Genomic DNA, 24,285 nt, shown 5'->3' with positions numbered 1-24,285 from the left:
CTATTACGAGGCGTGGGGGTTGCGACAATGGGCTCCCACGCCCGTAGTGCGTTAGAGTTCGCGAGACGACTGGCTTTGTTCGGCTCGTTGACCTGAGACTTCAGATCGCAGATCCCCGCACATCGCATACTCACACCGCCTTTTAGGCGCGCAGGAGGGACCGTGCTGACCGCGTTTACCCGGGCGTTCCGGACCCCGGACCTGCGCAAGAAGTTGCTCTTCACCCTGGGCATCATCGCGCTGTTCCGTCTTGGCTCGGTTCTGCCGACTCCCGGCGTTCACGTCGAGAATCTGGCGGCCTGTTTCGATCAGGCCCGCACTGGCGACACCGGCAACATCTACGGGATGGTGCAGCTGTTCAGCGGCGGCGCCCTCCTGAAGCTTTCCGTGTTCGCGCTCGGCATCATGCCGTACATCACCGCGAGCATCATTCTCCAGCTACTCGTCGTCGTGATTCCCCGTCTTGAGGCGCTCAAGAAGGAAGGGCAGTCCGGTCAGACCAAGATCACGCAGTACACGCGTTATCTGACCATTGGTCTCGGTGTCCTGCAGTCGACGGCTTTCATCGCGCTGGCGCGTTCGGGCCAGCTCTTCCCCAACTGCCAGCAGAGCGTGCTGCTCGCGCCGGACGACATCTTCTCGGTCGTCACGATGGTCGTCATCATGACGGCGGGCACCTCTGTGATCATGTGGCTGGGCGAGCTCATCACCGACCGCGGGGTCGGCAACGGCATGTCCATCCTGATCTTCACCTCTGTCGTTTCGATCTTCCCGTCCGAGCTCGCCAACATCTTCCAGGCGAACAAGTTCACCTTCGCCATCGTCCTGGTGGTCGGTATCTTCATGATCGCCGCCGTGGTCTTCGTCGAGCAGGCTCAGCGCCGCATTCCGGTGCAGTACGCCAAGCGGATGGTCGGGCGCCGGATGTACGGCGGCACGTCCACGTACATCCCGCTGAAGGTCAACCAGGCCGGCATCATCCCGGTCATCTTCGCCTCGTCACTGCTCTACCTGCCGCAGCTGGTGACCTCGCTGTTCGCCAACGCCGAGAACCCCAATGCGGTCGTGCAGTGGATCTCGGCGAACCTGGCCACGGGCGACACCCCCATCTACATGGCCACCTTCTTCCTCTTGATCGTCTTCTTCACTTACTTCTACGTGTCCATCACTTTCAACCCCGCTGAAGTCGCGGACAACATGAAGAAGTACGGTGGGTTCATTCCGGGCATCCGCCCGGGCCGGCCGACGGCTGAATACCTGGGCTTCGTGCTCAACCGTCTGACCGCGCCCGGCGCGCTCTATCTGGGTCTGATCTCCATGGTCCCGATCGTTGCGCTCGCGGTGGCCGGAGCTAGCCAGAACTTCCCGTTCGGAGGGACGAGCATTCTCATCATGGTTGGTGTCGGCCTGGACACGGTCAAGCAGATCGAGAGTCAGCTTCAGCAGCGTAACTACGAAGGCTTCCTGCGGTAGTGCGTCTCGTTCTGGTCGGGCCCCCCGGAGCGGGAAAAGGGACGCAGGCCCAGTACATCGCATCTAACCTGTCCATCCCGAAGATCTCGACAGGTGACATCTTCCGTGCCAACGTCTCCGGCGGCACGGATCTCGGCAAGCTCGCCAAGACCTACATGGACCGTGGTGACCTGGTGCCCGACAAGGTCACCATCGCCATGGTCCGTGACCGCCTCTCGGAGGACGACGCGCAGGACGGGTTTCTGCTCGACGGCTTTCCGCGCAACGTGGCACAGGCCGAGATCCTGCGCGACATGCTCAAGGACTGGGGCCAGGCGCTCGACCTGGTCCTGGAGCTGGTCGTTGACGACGAAGAGGTCGTCCGGCGGCTGGCCGGGCGCCGCACGTGCAGCCAGTGTGGCCGCATCTGGCATGTGGAGTTCGACGACAAGCAGGACGACAGGTGTGACGCCTGCGGCGGCACCCTGTTCCAGCGTGACGATGACAAAGAAGACACCGTCAGGCACCGCCTGGAGGTCTATCAGGAGCAGACGTCACCGCTCATCGCCTACTACGCCGACGAGGGCATCCTCGTAGGTGTCGACGCGACGGGCCCGGTCGAGGAGGTCACTCAGCGAGCCATGGAGGCGATCCGCCCGTTCATGGGATAGCGCCGATGACCTACTGCGGAGGTGGCACGGAATTCCGTGCCACCTCGCGGCTATTGTGGGGGAATTGGACTCCCGCCTCTGCCCGTTGACACCCTGGGGGTTTGCCGAACGTGTTCAAGAAAAACAGACATGGAATACAGATCAAGTCGGTCGAGCAGCTGGAGAAGATGCGCGCGGCCGGTCTTGTCGTCGGGCGCACGCTGGAGCTGCTCAGGCGCTCGGTCGAGCCGGGCATGACGCCGCTCGACCTCGACGTCATCGCCGAGAAGGCGATCAGGGACGAGGGCGCGATTCCGTCCTTCAAGGGCTACCAGGGTTTCCCGGCGACGATCTGCGCCTCGGTCAACGACGAGGTGGTCCACGGCATCCCGACCCACGTCCGTAAGCTGCGTGAAGGCGATCTCATCTCGATCGACTGCGGCGCGATCCTCGACGGCTGGCACGGCGACTCCGCCGTCACGGTGGCCGTCGGCGAGGTCGAGCCCGAGCTCACGGAGCTGATGCGGATCACCGAGGAGTCGATGTGGCGGGGCATCGCGGCGCTGGAGGTCGGCCGCCGGCTCTCGGACGTCGGCTACGAGATCGAGAAGTTCGTCAGGTCGCAGGGCCGGTTCGGCATCCCGCAGGAGTACGGCGGCCACGGCATCGGCACCGAGATGCACATGGACCCGTGGATCGCCAACCACGGCAAGCCCGGCAAGGGCCCGGTGCTGGAGGCGGGTATGTGCCTGGCCATCGAGCCCATGGTCAACCTCGGCACCGACCGGACCCGCGTGCTGGCCGACGACTGGACCGTCGTGACGATGGACGGGAAACCGTCCGCGCACTTCGAACACAGCGTCGCGGTGACACATAATGGTCCTTGGGTGCTAACCGCCCTCGATGGGGGCAAAGAGCGCTTGGCGCAGCTGCAAACCTAGCCTGGAGTGTGGGTATGGCACAGACCCCCGAGATGCGTGCCTCCGACGTCGACCGCGACCGGGTGGCGGCCGTACTCCGTGAGCACACCGCTCAGGGCCGCATCACGATGGACGAGTTCAACGAGCGGCTGGAGCAGCTCTACAAGAGCAAGACCTACGGTGAGCTGGCCCGTCTGACCGCGGATCTCCCCGACGTGGACATGCGCCATCGCCAGGTGGCCAAGGTGCCGAGCAGTCCCGCGACCAAGTCGGAGATGCACTCGGGGATGAAGGCGGCCTGGGCCGCGTGGGCCACGGCCAGCTCGATCAACTGGGTGATCTGGCTGATCGTCAGCGTCACGTCGGGGAATCTGATCTATCCCTGGCCGCTGTGGGTGATGGGTCCGTGGGGGGCCGTGCTGCTGGTGAGCAGCGTTTTCGGGCGCCATGGGAGCGCGCGGAAGGACTGAACTGTGCACTAGTGCATTGTGTGCATTCGTCCACAGATCGGACCTGCGAATCTTCCTAACGTGTGGGGTGTCGAGAAGCACCGACTCACTGGAGGAACCACATGCGCAAGATTCTTGCGGCCGCAGCCCTCGCTGGTTCGATCGCCACCGGACTGGCCCTCGCCGCTCCCGCCCAGGCCGCCACGGCGACCGTCGCCGCCCCTGCCTCCGCGCAGCCGGCTCCGGTGCACAAGTGGGGCAAGTACTACTCCTCGAACCACAAGGCCTACAACTACGGCTACACCTGGAAGTCGAAGGGCAAGGTCTACACGAAGTGGTACGGCAAGGAGTCGACGAGCAAGCACGGCTACGTCTGGTTCAAGTACTACTCGAACGGTAGCTGGCACAAGTTCTACCGGAAGTGGAACGGGTCGCACAGCGAGACCTGGTCCCGCAGCGGCGTCAAGAAGGTCTACACCTACACCTGCTGGGGCAGCCCCTCCAAGTACTGCGGTTCGTCGCACCGCATCTACTAGATCTCCCAGGGCCGTGTCCATCAGGTCGTTGATTCAGGAAGGCCCGCCGGTTTCGCCGGCGGGCCTTCGGCGTGAGGGTCCGGACCGTATGGAGACCCGGCGAATGGCTTACGAGTGCGGAGCCTTGGGGTAAACTGATCCGTGGTTGTGTCAGGACACCTGGCACGCGTTTCGCGTTCTTGGCTCAGGTGTCGTACACTCCTTAGTCGGCTCACTATGACTCATCACGCGTCGGCGGTCTTTGCCGATCGCCGCTCTCTTCGAAGCGTGAGGTCGCGGCTGCTTAGTGAACCGGAGCCTCAGACGACCGATCAGTGAAACGCGAGGGATTTTGGCCAAGAAAGACGGCGCCATCGAGATCGAGGGCACTGTGGTTGAGTCGCTCCCGAACGCCATGTTCCGGGTGCAGCTCGACAACGGCCATAAGGTCCTGGCCCACATCAGCGGACGGATGCGGATGCACTACATCCGGATCCTGCCTGACGACCGGGTAGTCGTGGAACTGAGCCCCTATGACCTGAGTCGTGGGCGGATCGTCTACCGATACAAGTAAAAGCGTCTGAGGAACACGAAGGACAATGAAGGTAAAGCCGAGCGTTAAGAAGATCTGCGACAAGTGCAAGGTGATTCGCCGGCACGGTCGCGTCATGGTGATCTGCGACAACCTGCGCCACAAGCAGCGTCAGGGTTAGTCGCCGCAAAGGCTTCTCCGAGTCCGCCCCAGACGGGAGCGGACTCGACGCATGAGGAGCCTGAGTCAGCAATAGCGCGTCACATCTGAGCAGGCGGTGCGAGCCGAACCGTTCAGAAGACCCCCGGTCGGAGGCCGGGGCCCTCACCCCGGGCATGGGGAGGGGTCGTGAGGCGCAAGACCTCCGCCACAACGAAGGAGAATGCCCGACCATGGCTCGCCTGGTTGGCGTCGACCTCCCCCGCGAAAAGCGGCTGGAGATCGCTCTCACCTACATTTACGGAATCGGCCGCACCCGCGCCCAGGAGATCCTCCAGGCCACCGGTGTCAGCGGCGACCTTCGCGTGCACCAGCTCTCCGACACCGAGCTCGTCCCGATGCGTGACTACATCGAGGCGAACTTCAAGATCGAGGGTGACCTGCGCCGCGAGGTCCAGGCCGACATTCGCCGCAAGATCGAGATCGGTTGCTACCAGGGCATCCGGCACCGCAAGGGCCTGCCCGTCCACGGCCAGCGCACCCAGACCAACGCGCGCACCCGCAAGGGCAAGAAGAAGACCGTGGCCGGCAAGAAGAAGCCCGGTAAGAAGTAGTAGTCCGAGCAGCCGCAGGACCGAAGACCTCAGGAGTGAAGGCAAAGGATGCCTCCTAAGAGCCGTCAGGGTGCACCCAAGAAGGTGCGCCGCAAGGAAAAGAAGAACGTCGCTCACGGGCACGCCCACATCAAGAGCACGTTCAACAACACGATCGTCTCGATCACCGACCCGAACGGGAACGTGATCTCCTGGGCCAGCGCCGGCCACGTGGGTTTCAAGGGCTCCCGCAAGTCCACCCCGTTCGCCGCTCAGATGGCCGCCGAGAACGCTGCCCGCCGGGCCATGGAGCACGGCATGCGCAAGGTCGACGTCTTCGTCAAGGGCCCCGGCTCCGGCCGTGAGACCGCGATCCGCTCCCTCCAGGCCACCGGCCTTGAGGTCGGTTCGATCCAGGACGTCACGCCGGTTCCGCACAACGGCTGCCGTCCGCCGAAGCGCCGCCGCGTCTGATTCCAGGAGATATTGAGAAATGGCTCGTTACACGGGCGCGGACTGCAAGCTCTGCCGTCGCGAGAAGACCAAGCTCTTCCTCAAGGGCAGCAAGTGCGAGTCCGCCAAGTGCCCCATCGAGATCCGTCCTTACCCGCCGGGTGAGCACGGCCGCGGACGTCCCAAGGAGTCCGAGTACCAGCTTCAGCTTCGCGAGAAGCAGAAGACCCGCCGCATCTACGGCGTCCTCGAGAAGCAGTTCCGCAACTACTACGAGGAAGCCGCGGGCAAGAGCGGCAAGTCGGGTGAGGTTCTCCTCCAGATCCTGGAGAGCCGCCTCGACAACGTCGTCTACCGCGCCGGGTTCGCCCAGTCGCGTGACGCCGCTCGCCAGCAGGTCCGTCACGGTCACATCACCGTGAACGGCAAGAAGGTCGACATCCCCTCGTACCGCGTGCGCGAGCACGACATCATCGAGGTCCGTGAGACCAAGCGCAACCTGCTGCCCTACGAGGTGGCCCGCGCCACCGCCGGCGACCGCACGGTCCCGGCCTGGCTCGGCGTCGTGCCCGAGAAGCTCCGTGTCCTGGTGCACCAGCTGCCGGTTCGCCAGCAGATCGACACCCAGGTCCAGGAGCAGCTCATCGTCGAGTACTACTCGAAGTAGTCACTCGCCTGCTGGTTCGCGTGCGGGAGACCGTACGCGGACCAGGGTTGTTCATCGGAGTGGCGTCATATAGCGGGCGCCACACGAAAAGGGGAGATCCCACACATGCTGATCGCTCAGCGCCCGACTCTTCTCGAAGAGTCGATCGACGACACCCGGTCGCGGTTCGTCATCGAGCCGCTGGAGCCGGGCTTCGGCTACACCATCGGCAACTCGCTCCGCCGCACGCTGCTGTCGTCCATTCCGGGCGCGGCCGTGACGAGCATCCGGATCGAGGGCGTGCTGCACGAGTTCTCGACCGTTCCCGGGGTCAAGGAGGATGTCACCGACATCATCCTCAACCTCAAGGAGCTGGTCGTCTCGTCCGAGCACGACGAGCCGGTCGTGATGTACCTCCGCAAGCAGGGCCCGGGTGAGGTCACCGCCGCCGACATCGCGCCTCCGGCCGGTGTCGAGGTGCACAACCCCGAGCTGCGCATCGCCACGCTCAACGGCAAGGCGAAGCTGGAGATGGAGCTGACCGTCGAGCGCGGTCGCGGCTACGTCTCCGCCGCCCAGAACAAGCAGCCCGGCCAGGAGATCGGTCGCATTCCGATCGACTCGATCTACTCCCCGGTGCTGAAGGTCACGTACAAGGTCGAGGCGACCCGAGTCGAGCAGCGCACCGACTTCGACCGCCTCATCCTCGACGTCGAGACCAAGCCGGCCATGAAGCCCCGCGACGCGGTGGCCTCCGCCGGTAAGACCCTCGTCGAGCTGTTCGGCCTGGCCCGCGAGCTCAACGTCGAGGCCGAGGGCATCGACATCGGCCCGTCGCCGACCGACGCCGCTCTGGCCGCCGACCTGGCGCTGCCGATCGAGGAGCTCAACCTCACCGTCCGGTCGTACAACTGCCTCAAGCGCGAGGGCATCCACACCGTGGGTGAGCTCGTCGCCCGCAGCGAGCAGGACCTTCTCGACATTCGTAACTTCGGTGCGAAGTCCATCGAAGAGGTCAAGCAGAAGCTGCACGAGATGTCGCTGGCGCTCAAGGACTCCCCGCCCGGGTTCGACCCGAGCGCGGTGGCCGGTGCCGGTTACGACGACGACGACAGCGCGTACGTCGAGACGGAGCAGTACTAGAAGGTTCACCCGCGAGGGCCCCAGGTCCTCGCGGGCTCCGCGGGGCCCGGCCCTGCGGACTGGTTGATCTGACAGGGGCCGTGTGAGCGGTCCCCGTCCCCGACTCCGGTACCTCGTACGGCCGGAGCGGTTAACTCCAAGGAGAGAGAAATGCCCAAGCCTGCCAAGGGCGCGCGTCTCGGCGGCAGCCCGGCGCACGAGCGGCTGATCCTGGCGAACCTCGCCACCGACCTGTTCCGCCACGGCCGGATCCGCACCACGGTCACCAAGGCCAAGCGCCTTCGGCCGGTGGCGGAGCGCCTGATCACCAAGGCGAAGAAGGGCGACATCCACAACCGTCGCCAGGTGCTCACCGTCGTCAAGGACAAGGGCGTCGTCCACCACCTTTTCACCGAGATCGCGACGACGTTCGCCGAGCGTCCCGGCGGCTACACCCGCATCACCAAGATTGGCGCGCGCAAGGGCGACAACGCCCCGATGGCCGTCATCGAGCTGGTGACCGAGCCGCTGAAGACGGTCAGCGTCTCGCACGCCGAGGCTCCCGCGGCCAAGACCGAGGAGAGCGCGGCCCCGGCCGCCGAGGTCGAGGAGACCGAGGCTCCGGCCGCGGAGGCCAAGGAGGAGCCCGCCGCCGAGACGGCCGAGGCCCCTGCCGAGGCTCCCGCCGAGGCGAAGAAGGACGAAGCCTGATCCGTCAGGCAGCCGAACCGGGTCCGGACCCCATCGCGGGGTTCCGGGCCCGTTTCTCGTTGATCGGCCGCGCACAGTTTCTGGAGGAAGTTCGTGGTACGGCTCCGCCTCGACCTCGGTTATGACGGCACCGGCTTCTCCGGATGGGCCCGCCAGCCGAACCGGCGTACCGTGCAGGGCGAGATCGAGCAGGCGCTCGGCAGGATCCTGCGGCTGGCCGAGCCGCCCTCGCTGACCGTGGCCGGGCGTACGGACGCCGGCGTGCACGCGCGGGGCCAGGTGGCGCACGTGGACCTTACGGTGGAGGCGCTGGCCGAGCTCGACCGGCGGACTGGGGTCGCGTCCGTGGATGAGCGGCTCGCTGCGCTCGTGCGACGGCTGGCCGGGGTTCTGGCCAAGGATGTACGGGTTCATCGCGTCTCGGTGGCTCCTGGGGGCTTTGACGCACGTTTCTCCGCTATGTCCCGGCGCTACGCGTACCGGGTGTGCGATGCGCCCGGCGGCGGCGATCCGCTGCGCCGCCACGAGGTCGTCTGGCACAACCGGCCACTCGACGTCGACGCGATGAACGCCGCGGCCGTGCGCCTGCGGGGCGAGCACGACTTCGCGGCGTTCTGCAAGAAGCGCGAGGGGGCCACCACGATCAGGGAGCTGCAGCGGCTCGAATGGGTGCGCCGCGATGACGGCCTGCTGGTCGCCACCGTGGTGGCCGACGCGTTCTGCCACTCGATGGTGCGGGCGCTCGTGGGCTCGCTGCTGGCCGCCGGTGACGGTCGCCGGCCGGTGGAGTGGCCGGGCCAGGTGCTGACGCGGGCCGTACGGGATTCCGGAGTGCATGTGGCGCCCGCGCACGGGTTGTGCCTGGAAGAGGTGACGTACCCGCCGGATGACCGGCTCGCGGCGCGCGCCGCCGCGACGCGGCGGGTGCGCACCGCGTCAGCCGCCGGCGATGCGCCGCTCGAGCACGAGTGACATCTGGTCGCGGAAGGCGTCGCTCACCTTGCCGAGCGTCTTGTCCTTCGCCGCGGGCGTGTGGCCGTCGGCGTAGGTGGCGTAGCTGAACACGATGTAGCGGCCCCAGACCAGGCCCGCCGCGTAGCCGCCCGCGATGTGCACGCGCTCGCCGCCCGTGCCCGCCGGTCCGGGGAGCGCGCGGAACCACAGGTTGCGGGAGAGGTTCTTGGTCTCGTCGGCGCGCAGCGCGGCGTCCCTCGTGGGGAGCACGGCGATGCCGGTGGTCACCGCGTAGCGGCGCTTGGTGTCGACGTACGTGGCGCGCAGCACCCGGCTGCACTTCTGATCGCTCAGCGCCTCCGCGAACGGGCCCGACGCGGCTTTCGCGCACTTGGGTTCCAGGTGGGTCTTGACCCGGGCGAACTGCGCGCCGCCGGCCCCCACCTTCTTCTTCGGGAACGCCTCGGAGAGCGAGAGTTTGCGCGGGTCGGTGTCCTCGGAGTTGAGTATGGCGGCCGCGGGGACACTGGGCTCCACGGTGGCGGTCGGCGGAGAGGTGACCGTCGCAGTCGGCGTCGGCGGCTGGGTGGCCGTCGCCACCGGGGGCGGAGGCGTGCTCAGCGACTTGTAGGCGAAGAAACCGCCCGTCGCGACGCCTGCCAGAACCAGCACGCCCAGCGTGGCGAACAGCGCCTGCCTGCTCTTGCCCGGCTGCTTGGCGGCGGGCGGCTGGACCGGTGGTTGCTTGTACGCGACCGGCGGGTAGGCGGTGGCGCCCTGGGGCGGGGTCGGCAGGTCGTACGCGACCGGCTGCAGGGGCACCGCATCCCGAACCGGGGCGGGCTTCTGGCCCCACACCTCGGGGCTGAAAGGGAGCTCGGGGAGTTGTTCCTCCTGACGTTGCTCCTCGGTCTGCGGCGCGGGGGGCCAGGAGTCGGACCTCAGCACGGTCGGCTGCGTGTCGGGGCCTGTCGCCTCCGGTTGCCCGGGAGGCCGGGGCTTGGAGCGGGAGGCGGAACGGAGCTCCGAACGGGCCGCCGACGGCCGGCTGCCGGACGGGGAGGCGGGGGAGCCGGATCCCGGGTCCTCCGGCGCCGTGGGCTTGGCGCCTTCCGCGGCGGGCGTCTCGGGTGTGTTCCTGATCGCGGGCGGGGCGTCGGGCCGGGGCGTGGCGGTTTCCGGCGTGCCGGTGCCGGTCGGTGGGGTCTGCGGTGAGGTGGGGGGCTCGCCCTTGGACTGGGGGCGAGGGGGCCAGGTCTTGGATCGGGAGGTCGCCGGGGGAGTCTGGGCCGGTGGCGATGCGGGTGACGGGAGGTCGGTCACCGACATCGGTCCGGTGTCGGACTGGTGCGTGGGGCGGGGGGCGGGCGGCCAGACGGGGATGTCGCCGGGCGCCGGCAGGTGCGGCCGGTTGGGGGCCGTGGCCTTCGGGGCGGAGGGTGGTGCGCCCGCCGGGGTGGACGGCTGGGCGGAAGGTGGTGCGCCCGTCGGGGTGGACGGCTGGGCGGAGGGTGGTGCGCCCGTCGGGGTGGACGGCGATGTGTCCTTCGGGGGGGACGGTCGGTCGGAGGGTGGGTTGCCGCCGTGAGGCTGGGCGGGCGGTGTGCCGGTGCCGGCGAGTTGCTGTCCGGCAGAAGGGTCGCCGCTCGCGGTGGGATGCGGGCCTGCTGGAGTGGCGCTGTCGGCGGGGTGTGGTCCCGGGGGCGTGCCGGCGCTTGTCGGGGCGGACTGTGCGGCTGGTGCGTCGCTTCCGCCCCGAGGTTGACCGGGGGTGCTGATGCCGGTGGGGGCGGGGGGCCCGACGGGGTCTGGGGCGGTCGCGTTCGGGTCGAAGGGGGGAGGGGCGGTGAAGCCGGGGGTCGGGTGGCCTGGTCCGGCGCGGTCCGGCTCGGAGGCCTCCGCCTCGTCCAGCCCGGGCACGGGCTCTCCCGTGGCGGCCGGCCACGGGGGCATCACGGGAGGGTCTGCCACGGGGGCGGGCCACACCCGCATACCGGCCGCCGCCGCCGTAAAGGCGGGCGGCGGCTCCCAGGAAGGCGCTCCCGGCACCACGGGGGCGGCTCCCCACGGTGCCTGCTCGTCGGTCGCGTAGGGCACCGGCGGCTCGTCCGTCCAGGAGGTGACGTCCTCCGGGGCGGCCTCGCGGGCGCGGTGCTCGGGATCGGTGGCGCCCGCGAACCAGTCGTACGGGGCGGCCTCGTTCTCGGGCACTTCCCAGGGCTGCGCGCCGGGGAAGACGGCTAGCACGGGCAGGTCGCTCTCGTCCTGCTCGCGGCTCTCGGGCGCGCGGGGGGAGGGCAACGGCACGGCTGGGCGGGGAATCCGTGCCTCGGCCGTGGTCTCGGTGTCGCGGGGTGGGATCGCCTGCCCGGACTCGGACGGTGTCCGGCCCTGGGAAGGGCCCACGCCTGGTTGTGGCACGGAAGGGGACAGAAGTCCGTCCTGGTGGGGGCCCGTACTGGACTCGGAGGGTGTCCCGCCGGGGGAAGGGATCGCGCCTGGCTGGGACGCGGAGGGGGCCGGCGCGGGTGGGGGCCAGCTGGTGTCCGGCGTGGGTGTCGGGGGGGTGTTGGTGGAAGGGCCGGGGACGGGTGAGGGGCCGGCGCTCGGGTTGGGCGGTGGGGGTGGTGGTCCCCAGGAGGACGGCGGGGATGGAGCGGGGTCGGCCCGAGGGTGTGGGGTGGTGCCGAGGATGGGAGGTGTCCAGGAGGCGTCCGGGCTGGGCTCCCGCGTGGGTGGCGCCGGATCAGAGGAGGGGGCGGCGCTGGACCCCAGGATGGGAAGGGTCCAGGAGATGCCTTCGCCGGGCTCAAGGGGGAGCGGGATCCGGTGACCGGGAGAGGTCACGCCGGACTCCGGGGCGGACGGTGTCGGGTCCGGGGGGAGCGCGTGAGGCGATGGCCCGCTCGCCGCCACCGGAGGTGGCGGCGGGGGCTGCTCTGAGGGCTGGCCGAAGCTCGGAGGTGGCGTCCCCGGCGCTGCCGAGCCGTCGGCTTCCCTACGATCGTGCTCAGACCCAGGTTCCTGGCCACGCATAAGGGCGAGCCTAGCGAGAGACACGAGATCGTCATGCCGGTATGGGCGTTCCCGGCCGGATCGGACGCCCGGTTTGTGATCTTAACGAGCCGAAATGGCGATTTCAGGTCGCCGGAAACCCGGTGAGCGTCCGGGCGTCGAGCGCTTTGAAGACGGTCGCCTTGGTGATGTCCGTTGCCGCCTGGAAGATCACCTTGGAGCCCTTGGAGTCGGGTTTGACGCCGTCCTTGTTCTGGAACCAGATCATGACCGCGTAGTGGCCGTGCATCCACACCTTGGTGCCGCCGCTGCCCGAGCCGACGAACTTGGTGACCTCGTCCTTGCCGGCGAGCGGCTTGACGTAGTTGGCGTCGTTGCCGACGGAGGCCGCCTTGGTCGCGGTCTTGCTCGACTTGAGGTTGGCCACGCCGACCGTGCCGATCACCTTGCCGCTCTTGTCGCGGAAACTGGCCCGGACGAGCTGCGTGCACTTGCCGCTCTTGAGCGCCTTCAGCAGCTTGTCGCCCACGGCCCCGTCGGCGCACTTCTTGAGCTTGCTGGTGACCGTCATCTCGTAGGAGCGGCCCGAGACGGTGAACTTCTTCTTGGGGAAGAGCTCCTTGACCGTCAACGGCTCGGGGTCCGTGGTGCGTTCGGCCGCGTAGCTGTACTTGCCGGGCGGCGCCGACGGCAGCGGCGCGGACGTGCGCCTGCCATCTGCTGAGGCGGCGGGGTCGGCCGGGCCGGCCTTCATCATCACGACAAGCCCGCCGGCGAGCAGGGCCAGCACCCCGACGCCACCGAGGGTGAACCACAGCGGCCCGCGCGAGCGCTTGCCCTCGGCGTAGGGGCTCCACGTCTCGGCGCGCGCCGCGGACTGCTCCGTCTTGGCGCCGTCGGCGGTCTTGGGGCCCTTCGTGTCCTCCTCGCGGTCACCGTGCTGCTTACGGGGACTGAACACGTTCTCGGTCTCGTCCTCGCGCTTCTTCCGGAACCGGCGGGGGGTGCTCTCCGTGCTGCTCTCACGGTCCTCGGGGAAAACCATGCGGGCGAGACTATCGCGAAGGTGTCAGGAATATCCGAAGTCTTGGGTCCACCAGGGGCCGCCGGGACCGGCGACCACGCCGACGCCGATGGCCGTGATCCGGCAGTTGAGGATGTTCTGCCGGTGGTCACGGCTGTCGAGCCAGCCGCGGACCGCCTCTTCGGCGCTGGAGTAGCCGCGGCCGATGTTCTCGGCGGCGCCCGCGGGGTATCCGGCGCGCTCCATGCGGTCCCACGGGGAACTGCCGTCGGGGGAGTCGTGGGCGAACTTCCCGCTCCTGGCCATCTCCAGCGAGTGGACCCGGGCGGCGCGGGTCAGCCTGGCGTCGACCCTGAGCCGGCCGCATCCGTGCTTGGCGCGGGCGGTGTTGGTGAGGGAGACGACCCGGGCCGCCAGGGACGGCGACGCCTGGAACGTCTCCTCGCCCAGCACGCGGGTGGGGTCGTCGGCGGTGTAGCCGTCGATCAGGTCGCTGGACGAGGGGGTCGGCTTGGGCTTGGTCCGGCTGTGCGGCACGGCCGCGGTCGTCTGCCGGGGGATGCGGCCCGCGTAGGGCTGCGCCACCTTGGGCGACGGCGTGACCGTGGCGACGGCGGACGGCGCGGTCTCCTGGAGGTAGATGTGGCCGGCCGGCTCGACGTCGTCGCTCGCCCGCCCGAGCAGCACGCCCATGAAGAAGAGGGCGGCCATGAGGCAGGCCAACACGCCCAGATGGCTCCGGCGCCGTGCGCTTCGCTGGGTGTGCCGGGTGTGAGAGGTCTGCCACATACCGCAGTCAACGATAGAGATGTGAGGGACTGGTGATGAAGGGAACGGCGGGAACCGAAATAGAACCGTTCTGTGGTCGGGTAGACTCGGCGAAGGTTACCGGTGTTTTGACCAGCGCCTGCGAGGGCGGGTAACCTGAACGTTCGTTGTGTGCATAGGTCCAGCGAGACCGATGCGCGGCGCGTCCGGCGTCATCTCCCATCTTTGCGGAGACGGAAGGTCCGGGCCGTCGTGTGCCCGCACCGACCGACCCCAGCGCTGCCGCATCCGGCAGCGCGCCGAAGACGCGAGCATAAGAAGGCTACGACCGTGCGCACGTACTCACCGAAGCCCGCCGACGTCCAGCGTCAGTGGTACGTCATCGACGCGACCGATGTCGTGCTGGGCCGGCTGGCCAGCCACGTCGCGATCCTGCTCCGCGGCAAGCACAAGCCGATCTTCGCCAACCACGTCGACACCGGTGACTTCGTCATCGTCATCAACGCGGACAAGATCGTGCTCACCGGCAACAAGCTGGAGCAGAAGAAGGCCTACCGCCACTCGGGCTACCCGGGTGGTCTGCGTTCCGTGAGCTATGGCGAGCTCATGGAGAAGCGGCCCGACAAGGCCGTCGAGAAGGCCGTCAAGGGCATGCTGCCCAAGAACTCCCTCGGCCGGAAGATGGCCAAGAAGCTGAAGGTCTACGCGGGTACCGAGCACCCGCACCAGGCCCAGCAGCCGGTGCCGTTCGAGATCACCCAGATCGCCCAGTAGAAGTCCGAAAGAGTTAGAGGAGAACCGTGGCTGAGCCCACCGGTGTCGAGACGGTCGTAGAGGCCGAGGTGGAGGACTTCTCCGGCGAGGAGTTCCCTTCCGAGTACACCACCGAATCCACCGCCAGCGCTGACGCTCCCGTGCGTAAGCCCGTCACCACGGGCAACTCGTACGGCACCGGCCGCCGCAAGGAGGCGATCGCCCGCGTGCGCATCGTCCCCGGCACCGGCAAGTGGACGATCAACGGTCGTTCGCTGGATGTCTACTTCCCCAACAAGGTCCACCAGCAGATCGTCAACGAGCCCTTCGTGGTGCTCGGTGCCGAAGAGGCGTTCGACGTCATCGCGCGCATCGATGGTGGCGGCGTGACCGGCCAGGCCGGCGCGCTCCGCATGGGCCTGTCCCGTGCGCTGACGGCGCTGGACGTCGAGACCAACCGCGCGCCGCTGAAGAAGGCCGGCTTCCTCACCCGTGACGCCCGCGCCACGGAGCGGAAGAAGTACGGCCTCAAGAAGGCCCGTAAGGCTCCGCAGTACAGCAAGCGCTGAGTTGGCGCGTCTTTTCGGCACCGACGGGGTACGTGGGGTCGCTGGACGCGACCTCACGGCGGAGCTTGCCATGGACCTTTCGGTCGCGGCGGCTCACGTCCTCGGCGATGCAGGCGCGTTCGCCGCTACCGGACGTCGTCCGATAGCGGTCGTAGGCCGGGACCCGCGTGCCTCGGGAGAGTTTCTCGAGGCCGCTGTGGTCGCCGGCCTCGCGGCTTCCGGAGTGGATGTGCTGCGCCTCGGCGTGCTGCCCACCCCGGCCGTCGCCCATCTCACCGCCGCGCTCGGCGCCGATCTCGGCGTCATGCTGTCGGCCTCGCACAACGCGGCGCCCGACAACGGCATCAAGTTCCTCGCCCGTGGCGGCTTCAAGCTGTCCGACGCGGTCGAGGACGAGATCGAGCGGCGGCTGGGCGAAGACTGGAGCTTTCCCGTCGGTTCCGCCGTGGGCCGGGTGCGTGACGCGTACGGCGAGGCCGACCGCTACATCACCCACGTGCTGGCCACGACGCGGGGCAGGCTTGACGGCCTGCACGTCGTCGTCGACTGTGCCCACGGCGCCGCCCACATGGTCGCGCCCGAGGCGCTGCTGCGAGCCGGAGCCACGGTCGAGGCGATCGGTGCGCGGCCCGACGGCCTCAACATCAACGCCGGCCACGGCTCCACGCACATGGACAAGCTCCAGCAGATCGTCATCTCGCGCGGCGCCGACATCGGCATCGCCTACGACGGCGACGCCGACCGCTGCCTGGCGGTCGACCACACGGGCGCGATCGTCGACGGCGACCAGATCATGGCGATCCTGGCGAACGCCATGCACACCGAGGGTGCGCTGGCCAAGGACACCGTGGTCGCGACCGTGATGTCCAATCTGGGGTTCAAGCTGGCCATGCGCGACGCGGGCATCCACGTGGTGGAGACCGCGGTGGGCGACCGCTACGTGCTGGAGCGGATGAAGGCCGACGGCTACAACCTCGGCGGTGAGCAGTCGGGCCACGTCATCATGCTCGACCACGCCACCACCGGAGACGGGCTGCTGACCTCGCTGCACCTGCTGTCGGTGATGGCGGCCACCGGCCGGCCGCTCAAGGAGCTGGCGTCAATCATGACGCCGCTGCCGCAGATCCTGATCAACGTCAAGGACGTCGACCGGGGCAAGGCCGCGGTGGCCGAGCTCACCGCCGCCGTGGCCGAGGCCGAGGCGGAGCTGGGAGAGTCGGGCAGGGTGCTGATCAGGCCGAGCGGCACCGAGCCGATGATCCGGGTGATGGTGGAGGCCTCCTCGGAGGAGCACGCCACCAAGGTCGCCGACCGGCTCGCCGACGTGGTGCGGGTCGCCTGCGTCTGACGCTGTCCGAAGGGGTACGGCACGCTGTCGCCGTACCCCTTCGTCATGTCCGGATCCGGCAGCCGGAGAGATGCCGGCCCAGGCCGGCCAGGGCGCCGGTGGGCCCTAGGCGGGCGCTGAGGCCCCTGGGCCGGGCAGCATGTCGATGTCCGTGGCGCGCATCGGGCGATCGCATACTGAGCAGTGCAATTCGACCTGGCTGATCTGGCCGCAGGCCTGGTGCCGGTAGAGCACGGGCGGTCCTGACGCGTCGGCTGTCCACCGGTCGCCCCAACGCACCATCACCAGCAGCAGGTCACACAGCTCCCGGCCCTTCTCGGTGAGTGTGTACTCGTGGCGCGAGGGGCGCTGAGAGTACTCCCGGCGGTCCAGCACGCCGTTGTCGACCAGCCACTTCAGCCGTTCGCTGAGCACCTTGCTGGAGATGCCCAGGTCGCGCTGGAGGTGCTCGAAGCGGGTGATGCCGGCGTAGACGTCACGCAGGATCAGGGGCGACCAGGGCTCTCCGATGATGTCCAGGGTGCGAGCGATGGAGCAGGCCATGTCGCCGAACCGGGTGCGCTGCATACGGTCAGCCTAGCCGAGCCACTTCCCTTAAGAAAGTAAGTTGGCTAGGTTGTGACGCAGTCCCTTTCTTCAAGAAAGTCATGGAGTGCCTTATGACGCGACCCCCGATCGTCTCGGAGCAGGAGTGGCGCAGTGCCCGAGACGCGTTGCTGGTCAAGGAGAAGCAGCTCACCCGCGCGCTGGACGACCTGGCCGCCGAACGCCGTCGGATGCCGATGGTCCGGGTGGACAAGGACTACCGGTTCGCCGGCCCGGACGGGACGAGAAGCCTGGGAGACCTCTTCCAGGGGCGCGGCCAGCTCATCGTCTACTCCTTCATGTGGCATGGCGCCGAGGAGTTCTGCTCGGGGTGCTCGATGTTCACCGACAACATCGGCCACCTGGCTCACCTGCACGCGCGCGACGTCTCTCTGGCGCTGGTCTCCACCGGACCGCTGGCCGAGCTCATGCCGTACAAGCAGCGCATGGGCTGGACCATCCCGTGGTACTCCGCGCCGGACGGGGAGTTCAACCACGACCAGGGAGCGGGCGACGGCTTCGCGCTGAACGTCTTCCTGCGTGACGGCGAGGACGTCTATCGCACCTATGTCACCAGCGGACGAGGTGTCGAACGGCTTGGCAGCAACTGGACATTTCTCGACCTGACCCCGTACGGGAGGCAGGAGACCTGGGAAGACTCACCCGACGGATGGCCGCAGAGCGCGCCCTACCGCTGGTGGCGTCTGCACGACGAGTACTGACCGGTCCTAGATCCGCCGAAAGGAACACCCGACATGACCCATTCGACGCCCCGCGCCGAGCTTCTGTTCGGCGAGGCCGACGCGACACCGATGAGCACCGACCCGACGACCGTGAAACCCTGGAGCGAGGCACGTGCGTGCCTGCGAACGGCGCCGAAAGCATGGCTGTCGACGGTGCGACCCGACGGACGCCCGCACACCATGCCGGTGATGCCGGTCTGGGCCGATGAGGCACCGTGTTTCGCCACCCGCCCGGCGTCGCGCAAGGGCAGGAACCTCGCCGACAACGGCAACTGTGTCCTCACCGTCACCGGCCCGGAGCTCGACCTCGTGCTCGAAGGAATGGCCGTCCTCGTTCGTGACCCGGCGCAGCAGCGGGAGGTGGCCGATGCCTTCCTGGCGAAATATCAGTGGAGGTTCGCCCTGCACGACGGCTCCGTCTACGACGACAGCCTTCCCGGCTCACCGGAGTACGCCTTCTACCGGGTCACACCCCTGCGCGCCTTCGGGTACGGCGCGGACGGCCTGACCGCGACCCGCTGGCGCTTCTGACCGGGTCGTCCGCCCGGTTATTCGTCGCCCGTCAGGGAGAAGACCCGCAGTCTGCGGCTCGTCCAGAAGACGCCGACCACCGTGACGATGATCAGAGCGGGTACGGCGAAGCCCAGCGTCACGTCGGCCGTCAGGAACGGCGAGGTGGAGATCTGGTCCGCGATCGACTCGGCCCACTGCTGCACCGAGAACTTCCGGGCTCCCTGGACGAAACCGCCGATCAGGCTCTCCCAGACCAGGGCGTAGATGATGCCGATCGTCACCGCGTGGCGGGTGACGACGCCGAGCAGCAGGAAGATCGCGGCGTACGCGATGCCCGCAACCAGCGCCCCCACTGCGAAGCCGAGGGCGATGCCGTCCTCGTGGCCGACCAGGAGCCAGGCCGAGACATAGGTCGGGATCGCGGCGAACAGCGCGATCAGCGACGCGGCCACCAGGAACTTGGTCTGCGCGATGACGGGGCGGGAGATCGGCTTGGACATCAGGTGGATGATCGTGCCGTCGTCGATCTCCGGGGCGATGACGCCGGTGCCGGCGATGAGGCCGAGCAGCGGGAGCATGGTGCCGATGGCGAACTTCTCCATCAGCAGCATGGCCGAGCGCTGGTCGCCGCTGTCGACCAGGAGCAGCAGCACGGCCAGGCCGATCAGGGCAACGGGGAGCAGGGCCAGCAGGATGATCCTGCGCCTTCCCAGGAGCGCCCGGTAGGTGATGCCCGCGACCACTGTGTTCATGGCCTCACTCCGTTCGGCGGCTCGGTCGCTGGCGACCGGTCTCTTCCCTCGTCGCTCTGGTCGCTGCGCTCCCGCCACTCCTCAGTCCAGAGCCCGGCGCTCCCTCGCGGGTTCATGGCCTCACTCCGTTCGGCGGGTTCGCTCCGTGCGGGGTCATCAGGTGCTCCGGTTGATCAGGTAGGAGAAGACGCTTTCCAGGTCCTCGTCGGCGGGGGAGACCTGGTGCAGGCGGATGCCCTCGGCGCGGGCGACCCGCGGGAGGAGCCGGGCGAACCTGCGGAACTCGATGGCCTGCACCTCCAGGCCGTCGGGGCCGAGGGTCACGCCGCCGGCCGAGGTGTCGAGCATGAGGGCGGCGGCCAGCCTGCGGTCGTCGCTGGAGCGGATCCGGAACAGGTGGGGCCGGTCGGTCATCAGCCGGCGGATCTCGCGGAAGTCGCCCGAGGCGGCGTGCCGGCCGGAGACCAGCACCTCGATGTGCTGGGCGACCCGCTCGACCTCCTCCAGGATGTGGGAGCTGAACAGGATGGTCTTGCCCGCCACGCCCATCGACCGGATCAGGTCCATCAGGTGCAGCCGCTGGCGCGGGTCCATGCCGTTGAACGGCTCGTCGAGCAGGAGCACCGGCGGATCGTGGACGAGCGCGGCGGCGACCTTGACGCGCTGGCGCATGCCCTTGGAGTAGGTCTCGACGCGGCGGTCCTTGGGCTCCTCCATCTCGACCGTGGCCAGGGCCTTGCGGGCGGCCTGGACGGGGTCGGACAGGCCGTGCAGCCTGGCGGCCGACAGGACGAACTGCCAGCCGGTCAGGAAGCCGTACACACCCTCTCGCTCAGGAACGAGCCCGATGCTTCGGTAAATATGGTGGTTTTTCCAGATCTGTGCACCGTCCAGCGTGACCGAGCCGCCCGACGGAGCCAGGAAGCCGGCCATCATGTGCAGCAGCGTCGACTTGCCCGCACCGTTGGGGCCGAGCAGGCCGGTGACCCCGGGCCCGATCGTCATGGTCACGTCGTTGACCGCGACGACGTTGCCGTACCAGCGCGAGACCTGGGAGAGCTCGACCTTCATCGAGAGGCCGCCTTCCGGTAGCGGAGCGCGAGGACCGAGACGGCGACGGCGATCAGCACGACCACGATGACGGCCGAGGCGGGCCCCGGTGGGTAGCCGCCTTCGGAGTTGGGGGTGGTGCCGAACAGCCACACCTGCACGGCGTCGACCAGCCAGAACGGGTTGATCAGCCACGCCCATCTGGCCACCGCGTCGTTGCCCGTGGAGGTCAGGGTGCCGTAGAAGATGGGGACCGAGGCCGAGGCCAGCAGGTAGACGGCGATGACCGAGGCGACCCCTAGCCCGCGCCGGGGTGTGAGCGAGGCGATGGCCAGGCCGAAGGCGGACAGCAGCACCGCCAGGACCAGGGCCATCGTGAGGGCGCCGAGATATTCCTTGGTCTGTGGCGGCCCTTCGAGGTCGATGAGCAGCTCGCCCAGATAGATCAGCGTCAGCGGCACCGCGACCATCAGGAAGAGCGCGGCGGTCATCGCGGTGACCTTGGCGCCCACGTAGTCGACGATCGACACGGGCCGGGACAGGTACAGCGGCAGCACGCGGAACCGCAGGTCGGGAGCGATGATCGCGGGACCCTGTGAGGCCAGGAAGGTGGCCAGCACCGCCTGCATGATGACCGCGTAGGCGCTGTAGCCCATGCCCCGCTGCCCGATCAGGGCCATGATCGCGATCGACACGACGGCGGGCAGCAGCATGATGACGGCCAGCGCGAACGGCATGATCTTGCTGCGCGCGGTGCGGCCGAGGCCGAAGACGGCGCGCAGGCTGTGGACGGCGAGCGCGCGGGTCGAGTGGGCGCGGCCGAGCCTGGGCCCGTCGTAGTGGCGGTAACCGATGTCGTAGATCTCAGACACCGGCGACCTCCTCTCGGAAGACGTCCTCGATGCGGTGGCGGCCCTGCTCCAGCCGGATCAGGCAGAGATCGAGGTCGACGGCGGTGTCACGGATCGCGTCGAACGTCTCGGGACCGGTCACTTCGACCAGCAGCAGGCGGCCGTGCGGGGTGACGGTGTGGCCGAGCTCGGCCAGTCGTGCGGCGAGCGGGGTCGCGCCATCCTCGACCTCGACCGTGACGCTCTGCGTCGCCTGGGTGAACTCGGCGATCGCGGAGGACCGCAGCAGCCGGCCGCCGTCGATGACGATCACGTGGTCGCAGATGCGTTCGAGCTCGCCCAGCAGGTGGGACGTGACCAGCACGCTGATGCCGAACTCGGCGCCGATGCGCCTGATCAGGGTCAGCATCTCGTCGCGGCCGCGCGGGTCGAGCCCGTTGGTGGGCTCGTCGAGGAAGATCAGCTTGGGGTCGTGTGCCAGGGCTTGGGCGAGCTTGACGCGCTGCTTCATGCCGGTGGAGTAGCCGCCGACGGCTCGGTAGCGCTCCTCGGCCAGGCCGACGTGGCGCAGCACGTCGGCGGCGCGCTCGCGGGCGGCCGTGCGCGGCAGCCCGGACATCTGGGCGAGGTGGACGACCAGCTCGGTGGCGGAGACGTCGGGCGGGAGGCAGTCGTGCTCGGGCATGTATCCGACCAGCCCGCGGATCTGCGCGCCCTGGGTGGTGACGTCGAGGTCGAGCACCCGAGCGCTGCCGCCGGTGGGCGGGAGCAGCCCCAGCATGATCTTGATCAACGTCGACTTGCCCGCGCCGTTGGCCCCCACCAGACCGGTGACGCCGGGCCCGGCCGTGACCGTCAGCTGGTCGAGCGCCGTGACGGTCGGGAAGCGTTTGGTCAGCCCCTCGGTGGCGAGGATGTGCATAGGTTCGGACCCTACCCGCCGGCTTCGCGCTCCCGCATCGGTCGAACGGATGAGCCGCGTCCTACTTGAGGCCAGAATCCTCGCTGGACCATGAGCGTGCCGGTGCCCGCGATGACCATGCCGGCGACGTTCAGCGCGAGCTGCGAGACCGAGCCCGCGACCTCGGGCCAGTCGCCGAGGGCGAGCGCCACGGCGGCGAATCCGGCCGCCGGGACCGTGGTGACCGAGATGAACACGCCGATCAGGGCCGACGACTTGCCCGCGGTGATCGACAGCACCCCGGCCACGCCGGCGAGCAGGGCCACGATGAACGACCAGCGGTCGGGTTTGACGATGAACTGGACCTCCTCGTTGACCCGTAGGTTGTGGGGGCCGATCCAGCCGAGCCCCCGCATGGCGAGCGCGCAGGCGAACGTCAACGCGATCGCGATCGCGAACCCGATGATCAGGGTCCGCAGAGAACCGGCGATCAGTTGCCACCTGCGGCCCAGCAGGCCGAAGCAGACGGCCGCGATCGCGCCGAACTCCGGTCCGAGGACCATCGCGCCGACGATCAGGATCAGGGAGTTCTGCAGCACGCCGACGGCGGCCAGCATGGTGGCGATCACCAGGAACACGAGGTAGGCCCAGGTGATGCGGGAGTCGTCCGCCATCTTCTGGGCCAGCTCCGCCCAGACCACCGCGTCCTCGGGCTCGCCGGGCGCCTCCTCGACGGCCTCGTCGGCCACCCTGGAGAGCGCGAGGTCCACTTGCTCGACCGCGATCGACCCCTCCTCCTTGAGCCATTCGAGCCGGTCGATCACCTCGTTGGCCGACTCGCGGGCCACGTCGCAGAAGATCAGGTCGCCCTCGGGCAGGCGGGCCGCACCGGGGAGGACGACCAGGTTGGTGGTGCCCGCGCACTGCTCGAGCACCGCCGTCACCTCGCCGGTGCGTGCGGCGGGGGTGATCAGTCGCAGATGGAGCATCGGGCCATTGTCGTCGATCGAACGTTGACGTTCCATTGACGTGGATCCGCGAACCTGCCGGAATGAGGACATTCTGGTGCCATCTTCACGATGCGGACTGCTGGTTCGCCGACATCGACGACCTGGGATGCGCGGGCAGGTTCGCGGCCTACGTGTACGAGGAGGTCTTCAGGTCCGGCGAAGCCGTACCCGCTTGACCCCGTGGTCGGGGCCCTTCTGCAGCACCAGGTCGGCACGCCCGCGGGTGGGGGCGATGTTCTCGATCAGGTTGCGCTCGTTGATGTCGCGCCAGACCTTGACCGCGAAGTCCGTGGCCTCCTCGTAGGAGAGCTCGGCGATGTAGCGGAAGTAGGACTTGGGGTCCTCGAAGGCGGTGCGGCGCAGCTTGTGGAAGCGTTCGACGTACCAGTCGCGGATCTCCTCCACCTTGGCGTCGACGTAGATGGAGAAGTCGAAGTAGTCGTTGACGGCGAGGGAGGTGGGTGGGGCGGGCTGGAGGACGTTGAGCCCTTCGATGATCAAGATATCCGGATTTTTCACGACCTGGTGTGCGCCGGGCACGATGTCGTACTCAAGGTGGCTGTAGACCGGTGTCCTGACCTCGGGTACCCCGGCCTTCACCTCGGCCACGAACCTGACCAGGGCCCTGCGGTCGTAGCTCTCGGGGAAGCCCTTGCGCTGCATGATGCCCTTGGCCTCCAGCACCGCGTTGGGGAACAGGAAGCTGTCGGTGGTGACCAGCTCCACGTGCGGGTGCTCGGGCCAGCGCGCCAGCAGCGTGTGCAGCAACCGCGCCGTGGTCGACTTGCCGACCGCGACGCTGCCGGCGATGCCCAGGATGTACGGGACGCGCTGCTCATGGTGCCCCAGGAAGGCGCTCAGCACGCTGCTGCGCTGCTTGGACCCGGTGAAGTGCAGGTTGAGCAGCCTCGTCAGTGGGAGATAGATGTCGGTGACCTCGGTGAGGTCGATGGGATCGTCGACGCCGCGCAGCTCTTCGAGCTCTTCCGCGGTGAGAGTCAAGGGCGTGTTCTTGCGGAGCTCGCTCCACCGCTCCCTGCTCAGTTCAACGTAGCCGTTGTTCACCTTGGCAGCGTAGCGACGGGCCTCGCGTCGCCTCTCGGCCGGGTCGTTGTCCACAGGCTGTGGACGAACTTGTGGGTAAACCGAGAATCTGTTCGGGAAACCGGTGCGCTGTGATCTAGTGGAACCGGTCAGGCGGCGAGTTCTGTGGCGTTACTGTTCTTGACAAGCACCGTTGGAGGCTG

Annotated in this window: 28 protein-coding genes; 18 read left to right on the top strand and 10 right to left on the bottom strand. The window is 68.2% G+C overall.

The genetic code is table 11. The features are described from left to right. Positions 1–162 precede the first annotated feature (162 nt). The 13 genes from secY to truA all read left to right on the top strand — a co-directional run bounded on the left by secY (position 163) and on the right by truA (position 9,174). Positions 163–1,473, top strand: a complete 1,311-nt coding sequence (gene secY, locus AB0I38_RS11885; protein ID WP_358465932.1) for a preprotein translocase subunit SecY — start codon at positions 163–165, stop codon at positions 1,471–1,473. Further along, positions 1,473–2,123 (top strand): adenylate kinase, encoded by a 651-nt coding sequence (locus AB0I38_RS11880; RefSeq protein ID WP_358465930.1) that lies wholly within the window; start codon positions 1,473–1,475, stop codon positions 2,121–2,123. The genes secY and AB0I38_RS11880 overlap by 1 nt, the downstream gene beginning before the upstream one ends. 110 nt (positions 2,124–2,233) lie before the next feature. After that, entirely contained in the window at positions 2,234–3,043 is an 810-nt protein-coding gene (gene map / locus AB0I38_RS11875) for a type I methionyl aminopeptidase (protein WP_358465928.1), read from the top strand. Between the two features lie 14 nt (positions 3,044–3,057). After that, entirely contained in the window at positions 3,058–3,492 is a 435-nt protein-coding gene (locus AB0I38_RS11870) for a DUF1707 SHOCT-like domain-containing protein (protein ID WP_358465926.1), read from the top strand. A 101-nt stretch (positions 3,493–3,593) separates the two neighbouring features. Continuing rightward, entirely contained in the window at positions 3,594–4,007 is a 414-nt protein-coding gene (locus AB0I38_RS11865; RefSeq protein ID WP_358465924.1) for a hypothetical protein, read from the top strand. 331 nt (positions 4,008–4,338) lie between these two features. After that, entirely contained in the window at positions 4,339–4,560 is a 222-nt protein-coding gene (gene infA, locus AB0I38_RS11860) for a translation initiation factor IF-1 (protein ID WP_012887858.1), read from the top strand. 25 nt (positions 4,561–4,585) lie between these two features. Further along, positions 4,586–4,699: a 50S ribosomal protein L36 gene (gene rpmJ, locus AB0I38_RS11855; protein ID WP_003956441.1), complete on the top strand. Its 114-nt coding sequence runs from the start codon at positions 4,586–4,588 to the stop codon at positions 4,697–4,699. 211 nt (positions 4,700–4,910) lie between these two features. Next, positions 4,911–5,291 carry a 30S ribosomal protein S13 gene (rpsM, locus tag AB0I38_RS11850; protein ID WP_125644650.1) on the top strand — a complete coding sequence of 127 codons (381 nt, stop codon included), beginning with the start codon at positions 4,911–4,913 and terminating at the stop codon, positions 5,289–5,291. Positions 5,292–5,339: 48 nt separating this feature from the next. Continuing rightward, entirely contained in the window at positions 5,340–5,744 is a 405-nt protein-coding gene (gene rpsK, locus AB0I38_RS11845; protein WP_020542285.1) for a 30S ribosomal protein S11, read from the top strand. Positions 5,745–5,763: 19 nt separating this feature from the next. Then, positions 5,764–6,390 carry a 30S ribosomal protein S4 gene (gene rpsD / locus AB0I38_RS11840; protein ID WP_189126374.1) on the top strand — a complete coding sequence of 209 codons (627 nt, stop codon included), beginning with the start codon at positions 5,764–5,766 and terminating at the stop codon, positions 6,388–6,390. 105 nt (positions 6,391–6,495) lie between these two features. Then, positions 6,496–7,512 (top strand): DNA-directed RNA polymerase subunit alpha, encoded by a 1,017-nt coding sequence (locus tag AB0I38_RS11835; protein ID WP_189126373.1) that lies wholly within the window; start codon positions 6,496–6,498, stop codon positions 7,510–7,512. Between the two features lie 150 nt (positions 7,513–7,662). Beyond that, entirely contained in the window at positions 7,663–8,202 is a 540-nt protein-coding gene (gene rplQ / locus AB0I38_RS11830) for a 50S ribosomal protein L17 (RefSeq protein WP_358465922.1), read from the top strand. 93 nt (positions 8,203–8,295) lie between these two features. Continuing rightward, a complete protein-coding gene (gene truA / locus AB0I38_RS11825) occupies positions 8,296–9,174 on the top strand; it encodes a tRNA pseudouridine(38-40) synthase TruA (protein WP_358465920.1) in 879 nt (292 codons plus the stop codon). Here the strand turns inward: truA and AB0I38_RS11820 are convergent. From AB0I38_RS11820 to AB0I38_RS11810, 3 genes are all read right to left on the bottom strand, one after another. Continuing rightward, positions 9,139–11,562 carry a hypothetical protein gene (locus tag AB0I38_RS11820; protein WP_358465918.1) on the bottom strand — a complete coding sequence of 808 codons (2,424 nt, stop codon included), beginning with the start codon at positions 11,560–11,562 and terminating at the stop codon, positions 9,139–9,141. The two genes, truA and AB0I38_RS11820, sit on opposite strands and share 36 nt — an antisense overlap. Before the next feature lie 733 nt (positions 11,563–12,295). Next, positions 12,296–13,216: a hypothetical protein gene (locus AB0I38_RS11815; RefSeq protein ID WP_358465916.1), complete on the bottom strand. Its 921-nt coding sequence runs from the start codon at positions 13,214–13,216 to the stop codon at positions 12,296–12,298. Between the two features lie 24 nt (positions 13,217–13,240). Beyond that, positions 13,241–13,921, bottom strand: a complete 681-nt coding sequence (locus AB0I38_RS11810; protein ID WP_358465914.1) for a CAP domain-containing protein — start codon at positions 13,919–13,921, stop codon at positions 13,241–13,243. Positions 13,922–14,293: 372 nt separating this feature from the next. On the opposite strand from AB0I38_RS11810, the gene rplM reads away from it, so the two are divergent. Genes rplM through glmM form a run of 3 tightly spaced genes read left to right on the top strand, consistent with a single transcriptional unit; the run spans position 14,294 to position 16,633 of the window. After that, complete coding sequence (gene rplM, locus AB0I38_RS11805) at positions 14,294–14,737, top strand: 50S ribosomal protein L13 (RefSeq protein WP_358465912.1); 444 nt, start codon at positions 14,294–14,296, stop codon at positions 14,735–14,737. A gap of 26 nt (positions 14,738–14,763) precedes the next feature. Then, on the top strand, positions 14,764–15,285 hold the full coding sequence (gene rpsI / locus AB0I38_RS11800; RefSeq protein ID WP_358465910.1) for a 30S ribosomal protein S9: 522 nt from the start codon (positions 14,764–14,766) through the stop codon (positions 15,283–15,285). Between the two features lies 1 nt (position 15,286). After that, positions 15,287–16,633, top strand: coding sequence for a phosphoglucosamine mutase (gene glmM / locus AB0I38_RS11795; RefSeq protein WP_358465908.1), 1,347 nt, complete (start codon positions 15,287–15,289; stop codon positions 16,631–16,633). A 105-nt stretch (positions 16,634–16,738) separates the two neighbouring features. Here the strand turns inward: glmM and AB0I38_RS11790 are convergent, their stop codons facing one another. Beyond that, the gene (locus AB0I38_RS11790) at positions 16,739–17,200 is read right to left on the bottom strand and encodes a winged helix-turn-helix transcriptional regulator (protein ID WP_358465906.1); all 462 of its coding nucleotides are present in this window, start codon (positions 17,198–17,200) and stop codon (positions 16,739–16,741) included. A gap of 92 nt (positions 17,201–17,292) precedes the next feature. On the opposite strand from AB0I38_RS11790, the gene AB0I38_RS11785 reads away from it, so the two are divergent. Both AB0I38_RS11785 and AB0I38_RS11780 read left to right on the top strand, forming a co-directional pair. Continuing rightward, the gene (locus tag AB0I38_RS11785) at positions 17,293–17,940 is read left to right on the top strand and encodes a DUF899 domain-containing protein (RefSeq protein WP_358465904.1); all 648 of its coding nucleotides are present in this window, start codon (positions 17,293–17,295) and stop codon (positions 17,938–17,940) included. A 33-nt stretch (positions 17,941–17,973) separates the two neighbouring features. Beyond that, positions 17,974–18,492: a pyridoxamine 5'-phosphate oxidase family protein gene (locus tag AB0I38_RS11780; RefSeq protein WP_358465902.1), complete on the top strand. Its 519-nt coding sequence runs from the start codon at positions 17,974–17,976 to the stop codon at positions 18,490–18,492. A 17-nt stretch (positions 18,493–18,509) separates the two neighbouring features. On the opposite strand, the gene AB0I38_RS11775 is transcribed toward AB0I38_RS11780, so the two are convergent. From AB0I38_RS11775 to coaA, 6 genes are all read right to left on the bottom strand, one after another. Further along, positions 18,510–19,226, bottom strand: coding sequence for an ABC transporter permease (locus AB0I38_RS11775; RefSeq protein WP_358465900.1), 717 nt, complete (start codon positions 19,224–19,226; stop codon positions 18,510–18,512). 156 nt (positions 19,227–19,382) lie between these two features. Next, positions 19,383–20,297, bottom strand: a complete 915-nt coding sequence (locus AB0I38_RS11770; RefSeq protein WP_358465898.1) for an ABC transporter ATP-binding protein — start codon at positions 20,295–20,297, stop codon at positions 19,383–19,385. Continuing rightward, positions 20,294–21,148 carry an ABC transporter permease gene (locus AB0I38_RS11765; protein ID WP_358465896.1) on the bottom strand — a complete coding sequence of 285 codons (855 nt, stop codon included), beginning with the start codon at positions 21,146–21,148 and terminating at the stop codon, positions 20,294–20,296. The genes AB0I38_RS11770 and AB0I38_RS11765 overlap by 4 nt, the downstream gene beginning before the upstream one ends. After that, positions 21,141–22,049 carry an ABC transporter ATP-binding protein gene (locus tag AB0I38_RS11760; protein WP_358465894.1) on the bottom strand — a complete coding sequence of 303 codons (909 nt, stop codon included), beginning with the start codon at positions 22,047–22,049 and terminating at the stop codon, positions 21,141–21,143. The genes AB0I38_RS11765 and AB0I38_RS11760 overlap by 8 nt, the downstream gene beginning before the upstream one ends. 11 nt (positions 22,050–22,060) lie before the next feature. Continuing rightward, entirely contained in the window at positions 22,061–23,017 is a 957-nt protein-coding gene (locus AB0I38_RS11755; RefSeq protein WP_358465892.1) for a DUF389 domain-containing protein, read from the bottom strand. 168 nt (positions 23,018–23,185) lie between these two features. After that, the gene (coaA, locus tag AB0I38_RS11750) at positions 23,186–24,103 is read right to left on the bottom strand and encodes a type I pantothenate kinase (RefSeq protein WP_358465890.1); all 918 of its coding nucleotides are present in this window, start codon (positions 24,101–24,103) and stop codon (positions 23,186–23,188) included. Positions 24,104–24,285 lie beyond the last annotated feature (182 nt).

Origin of the sequence: Nonomuraea cavernae (genome assembly GCF_040655715.1) — a bacterium.
Lineage (GTDB): Bacteria > Actinomycetota > Actinomycetes > Streptosporangiales > Streptosporangiaceae > Nonomuraea > Nonomuraea cavernae_A.
Note: the sequence above shows the minus strand (reverse complement) of the source record. Positions and strands in the feature narration are given on the sequence as shown.

Coding starts and splice junctions, on each gene's coding strand:
- rpmJ (WP_003956441.1), top strand. CDS start 4,586: ATGAAGGTAAAGCCGAGCGTTAAGAAGATCTGCGACAAGTGCAAGGTG.
- AB0I38_RS11775 (WP_358465900.1), bottom strand. CDS start 19,226: ATGAACACAGTGGTCGCGGGCATCACCTACCGGGCGCTCCTGGGAAGG.
- AB0I38_RS11865 (WP_358465924.1), top strand. CDS start 3,594: ATGCGCAAGATTCTTGCGGCCGCAGCCCTCGCTGGTTCGATCGCCACC.
- rpsD (WP_189126374.1), top strand. CDS start 5,764: ATGGCTCGTTACACGGGCGCGGACTGCAAGCTCTGCCGTCGCGAGAAG.
- rpsK (WP_020542285.1), top strand. CDS start 5,340: ATGCCTCCTAAGAGCCGTCAGGGTGCACCCAAGAAGGTGCGCCGCAAG.
- AB0I38_RS11755 (WP_358465892.1), bottom strand. CDS start 23,017: ATGCTCCATCTGCGACTGATCACCCCCGCCGCACGCACCGGCGAGGTG.
- AB0I38_RS11760 (WP_358465894.1), bottom strand. CDS start 22,049: ATGCACATCCTCGCCACCGAGGGGCTGACCAAACGCTTCCCGACCGTC.
- rpsM (WP_125644650.1), top strand. CDS start 4,911: ATGGCTCGCCTGGTTGGCGTCGACCTCCCCCGCGAAAAGCGGCTGGAG.
- AB0I38_RS11870 (WP_358465926.1), top strand. CDS start 3,058: ATGGCACAGACCCCCGAGATGCGTGCCTCCGACGTCGACCGCGACCGG.
- AB0I38_RS11780 (WP_358465902.1), top strand. CDS start 17,974: ATGACCCATTCGACGCCCCGCGCCGAGCTTCTGTTCGGCGAGGCCGAC.
- AB0I38_RS11835 (WP_189126373.1), top strand. CDS start 6,496: ATGCTGATCGCTCAGCGCCCGACTCTTCTCGAAGAGTCGATCGACGAC.
- AB0I38_RS11790 (WP_358465906.1), bottom strand. CDS start 17,200: ATGCAGCGCACCCGGTTCGGCGACATGGCCTGCTCCATCGCTCGCACC.
- AB0I38_RS11785 (WP_358465904.1), top strand. CDS start 17,293: ATGACGCGACCCCCGATCGTCTCGGAGCAGGAGTGGCGCAGTGCCCGA.
- rplQ (WP_358465922.1), top strand. CDS start 7,663: ATGCCCAAGCCTGCCAAGGGCGCGCGTCTCGGCGGCAGCCCGGCGCAC.
- AB0I38_RS11770 (WP_358465898.1), bottom strand. CDS start 20,297: ATGAAGGTCGAGCTCTCCCAGGTCTCGCGCTGGTACGGCAACGTCGTC.
- AB0I38_RS11815 (WP_358465916.1), bottom strand. CDS start 13,216: ATGGTTTTCCCCGAGGACCGTGAGAGCAGCACGGAGAGCACCCCCCGC.